Below are 13,836 nucleotides of genomic sequence, written 5' to 3' on the forward strand. Positions count from 1 at the left end.
TGCAGAGGGAAAGCGACAAGACAGCCCGACGACAGCAATATCTTCTGTATGAGAATCCAGTGAAAGAGTTACTGGCTCTTTTATCTGGGCGGCAGAAGCACGATCTTCCGCAGGGCCGGTAATACCTGCCTCCGTTTTGTTCTCCAAAGGTGCTGATGTATCCGATATCCCGCCTCCGAATAGATTGGACAGCATTTCGGAATAAGAGCCGATCAGCCAATCTGCGAACCTTTGAATTGTCGGGTATTCATATAGAATAGATGGATCGAGCGCTGCTTCTAGTTTACGGTTTATACGCTGAAGCACCTGTGCCAAAATGATTGAGTCCACTCCATAATCTTGAAATAAGCCATCAATCTCGAAATCTTCACGTTCAATTCTCAGCTCTTCGGTAAACAAATCAACCAGCCAGGACTGTGTTTCAGATAATAGTCCATCATTTTTGAAAATTTCATCGGTCCCATCGATGTCTTTGACCAGCGGGCTCTGTAAAGTCAATTCGCGTAAACCGTCCTCATGCTGTTTTCTCCGCTTCATCAGCAGCTCCGGCTCCCAATTTATTTGATTCGCCACCGCAGGGAGAACAACCGGTTTGAGCGTTTTAGATAAGATTTGATCCAAAAAACGCAATCCTTCTGAATTCGTAATGCTCAACAAACCGCTTTCTCGATATGCATGATTTGTTACTTCACCCATACCGGTTTCTCTCCAATTCGGCCACTGAACACTGATGATCGGCGTATTTTTCTGATGTGCTTCTGCAAAATAATCCATATAGCTATTTGCCATAGCATAGTCTGCTTGTCCCGCCGAAAGCTGCGGAATAATGGCTGAAACAGAAGAAAATAGTACAAAAAACTGTAATGGCTCGTTACACACGTGGCGATATAGTGTTGTCAGCCCAGCCACTTTAGGCTCCAGCACCCGCTGAATATCATCGGCCGTTTTACGGATGAAGGCCAAAGTATCCATATCTGTCAGACCTGCGCAATGAATAACACCGCCAATCGGCCCTAAGGTTTTCCTGATATGTTGCAGCGTTTGCTCAACAAGAGCCTCATCAGATAAAGGAAGCGGCAGCATTTGCACTTGCACACCCTGTGCTTCCAGTTCCCGGACTGCATTGATTTTTTGTGCCGCGGATGTGTTTGCTGTCTCCAAACGAGCCCACTCCTCTCGCGGAGGAAGCTGCTCTCGTCCAGTCAGCACCAGCTTTTTCACTCCATAGTGCTTCACAAAATGCCGTGCGCATAATAGCCCGATGCCTCGCGTCCCGCCTGTAATGAAAAGTACATGATCTTTCGGGAAGGCCATGCTTTGATCGGCTCCCTTACCTGTTTCAGGATGCGCTTTTAGAAAGGCCTGGTACCGCAAACCGTCTCTGTAGCAAACCTCCGCATCATGGGAGTCCGTATAAAACTCATCTGCGATCTGCTTCGCGAGGCGATGATGGTCAATAACCTCCTCTGCATCCATATGTCTTGATGTAAGGTGGCTGTACTCGCTTTGAAGCATCCGATACAAACCAGCCCGCGAGGCGCCTGCCATCCGGACGGATGTGTTTTGGAACGATTCCAGTCCCTTCGTCACACAAAGCAGCCTGAGCCCCTCTTTATGCCCGAATTCAATCAGCCTTTGCACCCATTCAATCCAATCCAGCCGGCCTTCATCTTCTTCACCGCAGCCGATGACATCTACTAGGCCGCCAAACTGTTTCCAATCGATGTCTGACTGATTACCGTCTAACCGGCTCACATCTAATAAGAGATGATTCGGAAAATAAGCAGACACTTCAGCAGCCAAATCTGCTGTCTCTGGATTGCTCAGGATGGCAACCGTCCGAGTCCCCGGTACCTTTGAGCCAACCGGGCTCAACCTCCATTGTTTTGTCAAAAAACATGCAATGCGCTTTTCACTAGCATTAACTAGTTCTTTCTTCTCCGGTTCTGAATGTTCCTTTGCCGGTACCCAATAGTGATCCTTCGCAAATGGATATGAAGGGAGACTGATCAAGCGCGGTTTGGTCTCGCCGTATAATGTATTCCACTGGATCGCCACGCCTTTGACCCATAGATCCGCAAGTTTGGCGTATTTTCTTTTTCTGATCCAAGCATTAATTGCCATCGCCATATCCTCATCTGCTGTAAAAATAGCCTGGGTTTCTTTGTTTCGATTAGACTGTCCCCGGAAGAATTCTTCGGTTTCTTTCTTATTGTCAACAAACGCTTGCAGTTTTTCTTCAAGTTCCTGCATCGTCCCCGCAATACACGCCAGACGCTCATCCATTTCTTCTCGCCCGACTTGCAGGGTATAAGCGATGCCGTGCAAATCCTGATCTGTATATTTTTTCTTGCGAATCGCCTCCAGCAATTGCGAAGCACGATCCATTAGCCTATTTTTATTTTTAGCCGACAGCACAATCATGTTTGGCTGTTCTGATGCCATTTGTTTTGAATTGGCATCTGGAATATATTCTTCAATCACAATATGTGCGTTTACTCCGCCAATCCCAAATGAACTGATTCCGGCACGGCGCGGAAGCTCGTTTCCGTCACGATCTGTGACAGCCTTCCATTCCTGTTTTTCCTGAACAATGTAAAACGGACTGTCAGCCAGCTGAAGATAAGGATTAAGCGTCTCGCAATGCAGGCTTTTCACTAACGTTTTGTGCTTCATTTGCAGCAGCACTTTGATCAGACCTGAAATACCTGCGGCAAGCTCTAAATGTCCGATATTGCTTTTAACTGAGCCGATGCCGCAACGGTGATCCGGAATGTCCGGCTGGCTGCCGCCTCTCTTATTGGATAATTCCTTAAACGCAGCTTTCAGCCCGTTTATTTCAATCGGATCCCCCAATTCAGTCCCCGTTCCATGGGCTTCGATATATGTGACCGTGCTTGGATCTATGCCTGCTTGTCGATACGCACGCACTAACAGATCAGTTTGTGCTTTCGGATTAGGTGATGTCAGGGTATTGGCTCTTCCGCCGTGATTTTCCGCCGTCCCCCGAATAACGCCGTAAATATGATTTCCGTCGCGCTCCGCGTCTGCAAGCTTTTTCAGCATGATCATTCCGACACCTTCGCCTCTGACATAACCATTGGCATCGGCGGAGAAGGTTTTACACCTGCCTTCTTTGCTGAGCATGCCAGCCTTGCTGTAGCTAATGTGCGCCTCCTCGGTTAGGATCGTGTTTACGCCTCCTGCAATTGCCATCTCACAATCGCCGCTTTGCATCGCCGTCACAGCACGGTGAATGGCTACAAGAGAACTGGAACAAGCTGTTTCAATAGGTTCACTCGGACCATGGATATTCAGAAAATAACTCATTCTATTCGGGCCAACCGAAGGAATCATATGACCTGTAGCCGCATGGCCTTCAATTGGAAGATTCGCTCTATGGAATAGGTCTTTGTAACCTGTGTTTCCAGTACCGATAAAGATACCCGTCCCTGTACCCGAAAGGCTTTGCGGCGAGCACCCTGCATCTTCCAGCGCCTTCCATACATACGTCATTAACAGACGTTGCTGAGGGTCTACATAATTGGCTTCCCGCGGCGAAATACCAAAAAACAACGGATCAAACTCTGCGACACCATCAATAAATCCGCCCCATTTGATGTCGGTTTTATTGGCTTCAGTGTCAGGGTTTCCATAATGCTCCCGCCAGTCCCATCGATCTTTTGGCACTTCTGTGATGCTGTTTTTGCCTTCCTCAAGGTTTCTCCAAAATTCATCTATATCCATAGCGCCAGGAAATCGGCCGCTGATGCCGACAATTGCAATCGGCTCAAAATCGGCAGTCTGCTTGCTTGTTTCTTCTTTTGCAATAACGGGCTGTTTGAAGCGGTGCTTTCTGCGCGTTGTACTTTTCGGAACTTCAGGAGATATTGTCTGTAACTCTTCTTGCCCCTCTGATTCTGCGCTCTCCTGAACAAAAGTCTCCTCAAATTCATCTATCAAATATTCAGCCAGGCTTTGGATGCTTCCATATTCAAAGAAAACGGTCGGCGTTAGTTCCAAGTGATAGGTTTCGTTGATCTTGTTTGTAAAGACCGTAAATGTAACCGAATCAAACCCGTATTCACTCAGCTCTGTATTGACATCAATATCTTCACTATCTACTTTTAAGATCGCACTGACCATGTTGCCTAATGATGCTCTCAGGCTATTTAAACGGTGAAATGAGCTTGACGTTTCATCTGTATTATTAACAGCAGCATCTTGATTCAATTCTCCCGGATGCGATGTCATTACATATTCAGTCAGACTTTGGATGCTTCCATATTCAAAGAATATGGTCGGGGTTAGTTCCAATTGGTATGCTTCGTTGATCTGATTTGTAAAGACCGTAAATGTAACCGAATCGAATCCGTACTCACTCAGCTCTGTATTGACATCGATATCGTCGTTGTTTACTTTTAAAATCGCTCCAACCATTTGAATCAAAGACGCTTCTAATTTTTGAATTTGACCGTGAGCCTGATCTGCGTTTTTCTGCTCTTTCCGTTTGGCTGTCGTTCCTGTAGAAAGCAGTTTTTGCTTCATTTTCTGAAGCTGTCCTTCCATCACAAAAACTTCCGGCTTATCAGATGCTATTCCTTGATAAAATGCTTCCAAGGCGCTATCTGTTGGCATCGGGACCATTCCCATGGTTTTCAGCATTCTCTGTTCAACTTCAGCGCCGACTTGCATACCGCCTTCTTCCCATAACGGCCAGTTAAAGGAAATGGTTGAGCCGAATCGCTTCTTTGATACCGCAAGGGAACGCCGGTATGCAGCAAATGCATCCATAAACGTATTGGCTGCCGCATAATCAGCTTGTCCAGCGTTTCCTAAACTTCCGGAAACAGATGAGAATAAAATGAAAAAGTCCAATGGAAAGTCCTTGCTGCATTCGTCTACATGTAACAATCCGCTTACTTTTGGCTGCAACACTTCTTGAAACTCTTCATTCGATTTTTGAACGATGAAGTGATCTTTAATGCTGCCTGCACCGTGAATGATTCCGTTGAGTGTGCCATACTTTTCTTTGATTTCCTTCATGAGACGCCGAACCGCTCTCTGATCACTGACATCAGTCTCTCGATAGACAACCTCCGCCCCCATGCTTCGCAGAGTCTCCAGTTCATTTTTCTTACGCTCACTTAAAACAGAGCGTCCTGTCAGCACAATGGTGCATCGAACGGCTCGATCGGCAATTTCCTTTGCAAACAGAAGGCCTAAGCTTCCTGCTCCGCCTGTGATGAGATAAACGCCCTCGTCTCTCCACGGCATATGATGGTCATCAGCGGAAGGCAGAGCCATTTCCCGCCAGCCTTTCACAAAGCGGTTTCCAGCCTCATATCGAATCTGTTTATCAGCAGGCCTCCGGCAGTCGTCTTTCAGCTTGAAATGAAGATCATTCATCTCTTCAGGCTTCTCAATCTCGATGACCTGAGCTGTAAGTTTGCTGAATTCTAATTCAGCTGTTTTAAGCAGACCGGAAACACCAGCAAACAATTGTTTCTCTTTATTCAGCGGAACGATGGCTTGAATGATAACACGGCCTGCAGAATGCTCACGGATCTTTCTTTGCACGAGCTCAAACACGTTCTGCGCGTATAACTGATAACGTTCTGCAATATGCCCTTCAGCTTCATCCAGAGTTATGACACGGGCATCCTTCATGTTTGATGCAAGGCTGTCTATGACACTTCGTTCAGTTTCAAAGAGAACAACGATATGCTCTGCGAATGAAAGGTCTTCGTCCACAAATCCGCCATTCTGTTCTCTCCATACCGGCTCGAGCATTAAGCGTTCATGCCGCGGTGAAGACTTTGATGAGTGAACCTCCCCTTCCAATACTCTCGTGGAGAACCCTTTGATCCTGACACATACATCTCCGCTTTCGTCAATGACATCGATATCCGCTTTCTGAACAATATCCTCGGAGTGATGGCTGTCACTTAAACGAGCATAAGCCCACATAGAAGACGAACATCGATTGATCACCTCAAGCTCTTCAAGCGCAAATGGCAAAATCAGCTTCTGATCCGTCAATTCCTGCATGATGCATATTGTTGCCGTCTGCAAGGCGGAGTCCATGATACTTGGATGCAACACAAACTGTTCCTTCGTTCCAGAAACGATTTCTGGAAGCTGCAGCTGCGCCAAAACCTCTTTGTTTCCTATATTCACATTCTTAATTCCTTGGAAGGCCGAACCATGGAACATCCCCCTGCTTCTGCCTTCTTCGTAAAATTGATCAGCTGACATCTTTCCTTTGCCGCAGCGGCGTAATATTTCAGTGAGATCTGCGACCGGCGTTTTGGCGGCAGATACCAGCTCCGCACTGCCTTGACTATGAATAACCGGGTCGGCCCCGTCTTCCTGTGTACTGTAAATGTCAAAAGTGATTTTCCCATCTTCTTCAGGAAAGAGACCGATATCCACTTGAGCCGAATGATTGTCAACCACAACAGGCTGAACCCAGACTGTATGATTCAATCTGATTCTGACCCCTTTGCCATTATCGCTTCCTGCCGCCTGCTTGATAGCCGCGCGTGCCATTTCTAGGTATGCAACACCAGGGAGCACCGGCTTTCCTCTTACCACATGGTCTCTCAGAAAGAATTCCTCACCAGTGAAAACCGAACTGAATTTCTGTTCAGAAAAATCAGATGTATTCTGATGGAGCAGCGGATGAATGGAACCGGTCTCTGTCTGATCTCCGGATATATGACTCGACGGCTTGCGGTCAGCCTGAGACGGCCAGTATCGTTCCTTTGCAAATGGATATGTCGGCAGATTCATTCTGTATGGACGCTCATCTTTGTAAAGCTGAATCCAATCCATATATGCTCCCTTGCTCCAAATTTCCGCAAGCTTGTTCACTTTTCCTTTGGCCATCCACTTACGGATCAGTTCAGCGCTGTCCTCGTCCTCCGTCAGCCATGAAACTTCCCTGGAATTCTGCTGACTTCCTTGAAAACAGCCTTCAATCACTGTTTTTCCGCTGATAAAATCTGTGAGCTTCTGTTTTAACTCATTCACATGATCGGCAGTAAAGGCAACGCGATAGTCCATCGCTTCCCGCCCGACCTGAAGGGTATACGCAAAATCAGGCAGCTGTTCGTTCTCAAGCCCTTTTCTATCCAAATAGGCCATAATATCTCGTACATACTCCTGCAGTCTCTCTTTATTTTTTGCCGAGATCGGTATGATACAGGTCCCGTCTATCTTTCTCTTATCAGAATCCTTTTTGTATTGTTCAAAAATGGCGTGAGTGTTTGTCCCGCCTAGCCCGAACGAGCTAAGTGCAGCCCTGTGCGTTTTGATATCACGGCTTAACGTTTTCTTTTGATTGACGACGTAAAAAGGAGAGTTGGCTAAATCTATATTTGGATTCGGCTCCTTATAATTGATGCTCGGTGCCAGCTCCTGATGATAAAGACTCATCACGACCTTAATGCAGCCCGCCAGACCGGCAGCTGTATCTAAATGTCCGATGTTGGTTTTGACCGACCCAATGCCGCAAAATTGCGTTTTATTTGTATATTTCCGGTAAACGTTCGTTAAAGCCGCCAGCTCGATTGGATCTCCAAGCTTCGTTCCGGTTCCGTGCGCTTCCACATAGCGGATGGTTTCAGGCTGTATCTTCGTTTGATTCATGACCTTTTGCACCACATCAGCCTGGCCTTTGACGCTTGGAGCATAAAAACCGACTTTGTCAGCGCCGTCGTTATTTACACCTATGCCTCTCAGCAAAGCATAGATATGATCTCCGTCTTTTACAGCATCAGCCGCTTTTTTCAGCAATACTACGGCAACACCCTCACCGCCTATCATTCCGTCAGCTGATGCGTCAAAAGCTTTAATATGTCCGTCGCTCGAAAAGTTCAGTCCCGGCTGATGCATATATCCGATATTTGACTCGGTATGGAGCGTAGCACCGCCAACTAAAGCATAAGCAGATTCACCCGACAGCAGGCTTTTATAGGCAGAATGCATTCCAATCAGGGACGATGAGCAGTTAGCATGGACAAAATAGCTTGGCCCTTTCAGCCCGAGCTTATGAGAAATCATTGTCGGAATCGTCCCGCTCTGCGCAAGCACCCACGAGACATAACCGTCCGGCGTTTCCAGACTCTCTGTTGTATCTGGCGGCAGCAACGCGCGATAAGAATTGTTGCTTGCCGACATAAAAACACTGGTTTGCGGAATCTGTTTCGCAGCATAACCGGCATCTTCTATTGCTTTCCATGAGTGAGTCAGCAGCATTCGAAACTGCGGATCCATAAATTCAGCGTCTTTAGGAGAGATTTGAAAGAAACTTGGATCAAACTTGTCTTTGCCATCAATAGAAGATTTAGCTGGGACATAGTCGGCATTTTCCGCCATCTCCTCTGAAATGCCAAAGCGCTGAAGCTCTTCTTTACTGAAAAACGTAATGCTTTCCTTGCCGTCTCTGAGGTTCTCCCAAAACTCATCATGATTTTTCGCCCCTGGAAATTCACACGATATGCCAATAACCGCTACACTATCCTCATAATAATCTGGCAGATCGTTCCCCTTGAAGGACTGATCTATATAAGCTGCCGGTTCTGTCGGCACAAAGATACTCGTATCCGCCATTCGCTGTTCAGTGATGTATTGGCTGATATTTTTGATCGTTGAGTACTCAAACAGGTCTGTGACAGAAAATTCACAGGATAATTCATGTTTGATGCGGTCAGCCACAGTAACCGCGAGAAGCGAATCCCCGCCCACATCGAAAAATCCGTCTTCCCGTTCAATGTCAGTCATTTTCAATACATCCTGCCAAATGGCCAATACAGCATCCTGAATGTTCTTAGGAGAGATCTCTCTTTCTTTTGAATGCTTCGCAGTTAGTCCGCTATTCTTAAGTCTATTTCTGTCTATCTTTCCGTTCGGTGTTAACGGCATATGGTCAATCTGAATAAAATAAGAAGGCACCATATAGGCAGGCAAAGCGTCTTTCACATAATGACGCAGCTCTCTTGCTGCAAGAGAAGTATTTGCATGTTTAGCTGTATAATAGGCAGCAAGCTTATCCATTCCATTCTCTTCAGCCGCGACCACGACGCATTCCTGAATGCCGGGATGCTCACTGAGCCTGCTTTCAATATCGCCAAGTTCAATACGGAATCCGCGTATTTTCACCTGATTATCGATACGGCCTATATATTCAATTCGTCCTCCCGGAAGCCAGCGCGCCATGTCTCCCGTTCTATAAAGCTTCGATCCAGACTCAAAAGGGCTGTCAATGAATCTCGTATTCGTTAATTCTGGCTTTTTGTAATAGCCTTTCGCCACGCCGTCCCCCGCAATGCAAAGCTCTCCGGGAACGCCAGCCGGTACTGGTGCAAACTGAGAATCTGTAATATAGATTTGTGTATTGGCGATTGGCCTTCCTATCGTGGCATGAGAGCATTCTTCATCAATACGCTGAACCGCTGACCAGATGGTTGTTTCGGTTGGCCCGAACATATTCCAAGCTTCGCTGCCCGTATGTAAGAAATATCGTTTCAATGTCTCAGGCAAAGCTTCGCCTCCGCATAGAATTTTCACCCTCTCTTCATTTTCCCAGCCTGAATAAAAGAGCATCTTCCATGTAGCCGGCGTTGCCTGCATCACTGTCGGTTTGATCGTTTGGATGTCCTGTTTCAGTTTTTCAACGTCTTTCGTATGCTCCGTTTGGCAAATATGGCAGTGTGCGCCCTTTATCAAAGGCAAATATAACTCCAGAGCCGCGATATCAAAACAGTAGGTTGTGACAGCGAGCATGTTATCCTCTGGTGAAAGACCTGGTGTTTCTCCCATCGAAACGAGAAAATTGGTCAAAGCTTTATGCGGTATCATGACACCTTTTGGCTTTCCTGTGCTGCCGGATGTATAAATGACATATGCCAAGTTTTCGGGCGTGACAGTGCGTGTAAGCACTTTTCGATCAGAGGCTGTGTGAGCGATCTCATCCCAGTCTTGATCTAACAGAGCAGTCTTGACACCGCTCCAACTCAACGTGTTTACTAATTCTGATGTCGTCAGCGTGATGGAGACTTCACTGTCCTCCAGCATGTACTCCAGTCGCTCAGCCGGATAGGAAGGGTCAAGCGGCACATATGCTCCTCCAGCCTTGAGAACCGCCAATAATCCCACCAACATGTCCAGCGACCGATCCACATAGATTCCTGTCAAGCGGTCCGGACCCACTCCATGTGCCTGCAAATAAATGGCCAGCTGTGTGCTTCTTTCATCAAGCTCTCGATACGTCAATGTTTGATTTTCATAGCTGACAGCCGCTCTATCAGGCGTCTTTTTCGCCTGCTGCTCAAATAATTCATGAAAACATGTATATGGATACGTTTTTCCAGTGTCGTTCCATGTTTTAAGAATTATCTGCTCCTCTGCTTCAGGCAGTAAAGAATACTCTTTTAAAGGCTGAGAAGGATTCAACACTGCCTGTTCTGTTACATAAACAAATTGATCGAACATCGCGGATACAGATGCCGCATCAAATAGCCCAGTATTGTATTTAATGTTCAGCTCCATTATTTCTTCAGTTTCCCAAAGTTCAAATACTAATTCGTATTCACCCTCTTGATGAATACGCTCAACGAAATCGACAGAAAAGAAGTCAGCATAGCGGCTCAACAAGTTTTGATAGCTTCCTGTTTGAAGAAAATTCTGATAGAAAAAAGCAGTTTGAAACACCGGTGAGCCCGCTTCGCTGCGAGGAATATTCAAATCCCTCACCATTTTCGGAAACGGATAGTCTGCATGATCAAGCCCATCCAACATGGTAAATTGCAATTTAGCCACAAATTCAGAAAAAATATCTTCCGGGTTCAGTTTACTGCGAATCGGGAGCATATTAAGAAAATGCCCAATGGAAGCATCAAATCTTTCTTCCGGTCTCACCATCGCCGGCATGCCGACAATCTGTTCCTTTTGTCCGGTATAGCGGCCCAACAGCATCATATAGCAGCTTAAGAATACCGTCGAAACATTCACAGAATGCTCTTTCGCAAACGTCCTGACCCGATTCATGAAGCCGCTGGACAGCTGCCGGGTGTATGTATCCTCTTCAAACTCAGAATCGGCTGAACTTGTGCTGACCTTAGGCAGCTGAAGATTCGGCAAAGTTCCCGATAGCTGTTTCTGCCAGTATGAACGATGCTTCGCGCCGTCTTTTCCGGCAAGCATGTTCTGCTCCCAGGCCGCAAAATCGTGATAAATGGCAGGAGAAACAGTTATTTCCGGCTGCTGTCCTTCTAAAAGAAGCTTATAGCTGTCAAACAGACTGCGTATAAATGTTACAGACGAAACCCCGTCAAAAATCAAATGGTGAATGACAACTAGTAAAAACTGCTCTTGTTCAGATCTGGAAAAACTCATGACACGCACTAACGGGCTGTTTTCCTTTACATACGGTTCCTTTCCTTTCTTTCTAAGAAAAGAAGGAATGTCAGACTCTTTCATTCCTGAGATGTCTTCTGTCTTGATTTCAAGTGAAAGCGCTGGATCATGTGTAAGATATGGCACTCCGTCTTTCTCTTGGATGACATGCTTTAAGATCGGATGCTGATGGAATACAAAGCCGAAAGCCTCTTGTAATGTTTCAAGGTGAAGCCCTGACGAAAATCGAAAACAGAGAGGTACATGATAGGCACTTTTTTCAGGTGACATTTTTTGCAATGTCCACAATCCTTTTTGTACCTCAGACAGAGACTGAAAAGCTGCCTGACTCTTTTCCGGTTCCGTTTTAGATGTGTCAGTACCCGCTGTGTCATCAGAGAGGCTGCTGATACCTTCTTGTTTAGATAGATAGCCAGCCAAGCGTTCAATCGTAGGATACTGATGTATCTCTCTGGCTGTGAGTTTGATACGGTATTTTTTCTCGACCGACCGAATGAGCTTCATCATCTTGATAGAATTCACTCCAAGGCTCTGGATATTAGCATTTGGCTCCACCCAATCGCGGGAAACGTGCAGCTCCTCAGTCAAACAGCTGAGCAGATGCTCCTGTATCTCTTCCCTTATTCTTCTCACATGATCTGCTTGCTGCATGTCCTCGTCTTGGACCGCCCCGTTCATCCGGTTGGGGTTATGAAGCAAGTAATCGAAATCTCCATTTTCAAATGACGTTTTCAGCTGGGTGCGCTGGATCTTTCCGATAGCCGTTTTCGGAATCTCTTCTTTTTGTACCGGCAGCAAATATTCCGGGGTGACGCCGATCGCCTGTGAGACATGGGATTGTATGTTTCTAAGAAGCTGAGACATCTGCTCATCATTCATGTTTGCGGAAGTAACAAAGAAGATAGCCAGCTGGTCCGTTGAATTCTGATCCACGCGGACTGCGCAGGCAGCAGTATAAGAAGTTTCGATTTCCGCTAATTCTTCAACAGCAGACTCAATCGCATGACTGTAATAATTAATACCATTAATGATAATTGCATCTTTCGTGCGTCCTGTAATGGTTAAGCGCCCATTTCGCAAATAGCCAAGGTCTCCGGTTTCAAACCATCCATCTTCCGTAAACACACTCTCATTTAAATCCGGGCGCCGGTAATAACCGCTTGTAACGGAAAGACCCGAAACTTGAAAACGGCCAATCTCGCCTTCCTCAACCAAATCATTATGGTCATTCACTATTCTCATAGAGAATCCAGGGATTGGAGAACCGATTTCGACAAAATGATCATCATCACTTGTTGCAGCCCGGGTAAATTCATGAGAGAAAATAACGCCGGATGACGTTTCGGACATTCCCCATGCAGGCCGGATCGCATCAGCAGGCAGTCCATGGGGTTCTAAAAGCTCAAGCATTCTGCGCCCTACCTTGGCGACCATTGCTTCACCGCCATTGAGCATGTAACGCATTGAGGACAGATCCCATTTCCTGTTTTTCATTTCTTCTGCAAAATCAGTGACAAGACCGAACGCAAAATTCGGTGCCCACGTAACAGAAGCACGGTAATGATCAATCCAATCCAGCCATTTCAGCGGCTCCATTAAGATCGTTTCACTTGAGACGTTAATTTCTTGGCAGCCTAGATAGACATCCCGCAAATGCAGCATTCCGATGCCTCCGACATGATCAAACGGCATCCAGTTAAATGTGATATCTTCTCTGGTGAAGCCTTTCATTTGAATAATCCCTTTCACCATGCTCATAATGTTTCGATGATTCAGCATAACTGCTTTGGGCGTTCCAGTACTGCCTGAAGTCAGCAATAAAAGCGCTAAGTCTTCAGGACTGGATTGATGCCAATCCGTCTCTGCCTCGGCACTGAGCAGATCTTCCGCAGCAATTGCACGGAATCCTTCAAGGCCTTGTTCACTTGCCCAATCGATCATTTCCTGGTGCATGTCCCGGTCCGTAATCACCGCCGGCTTGTCAAGAAGCGTCCATGCATCTTTCAGCTTTTGAGTCCCGCTGCTGGATTCAGCGTACGTTGGCGGAACGGCTAACGGAGCCGGAACAATTCCTGCTAAAACACACCCCCAGAACGCAGGGAGAAGCTGAGAATTGTCGCCCAGCTGCAAAATCACGTTTTGTTTTGCTTTCAGGCCTGATTGCCGGAGCCCCTTTACGATACGCAGTGCATCATTCCACAATCGTCCATATGATTGATACACTTCTTTTCCATCCGGCTGCAAATAAATGATTCCCTTTGTATCCCCGAGCTCAGCAGCAGTTCTGTATAAAACTTCAGGTATTGTTGCCGGCTGCTCTTCAGATAGATGTAAAGGCTCACCGTAGCTGACAGAAGGATTAGCTAAAATGCGTGTATTATCATTATTTCTCATCGCGCTGCCTCCATTTAATCT

Annotated in this window: 1 protein-coding gene (only partly in view); it reads right to left on the minus strand. The window is 46.4% G+C overall.

Translation table 11 applies throughout. The features are described 5' to 3' along the window. Positions 1 to 13,815: the 5' portion of an amino acid adenylation domain-containing protein gene (locus tag ACY3LV_RS07590; RefSeq protein ID WP_464863604.1), read on the minus strand. The gene continues 1,323 nt to the left of window position 1, outside the view; only the first 13,815 of its 15,138 coding nucleotides appear in the window; the start codon lies at positions 13,813 to 13,815; its stop codon lies beyond the left edge, outside the window. Between the last annotated feature and the right edge of the window lie 21 nt (positions 13,816 to 13,836).

The organism is Bacillus sp. 11C (assembly GCF_055486375.1).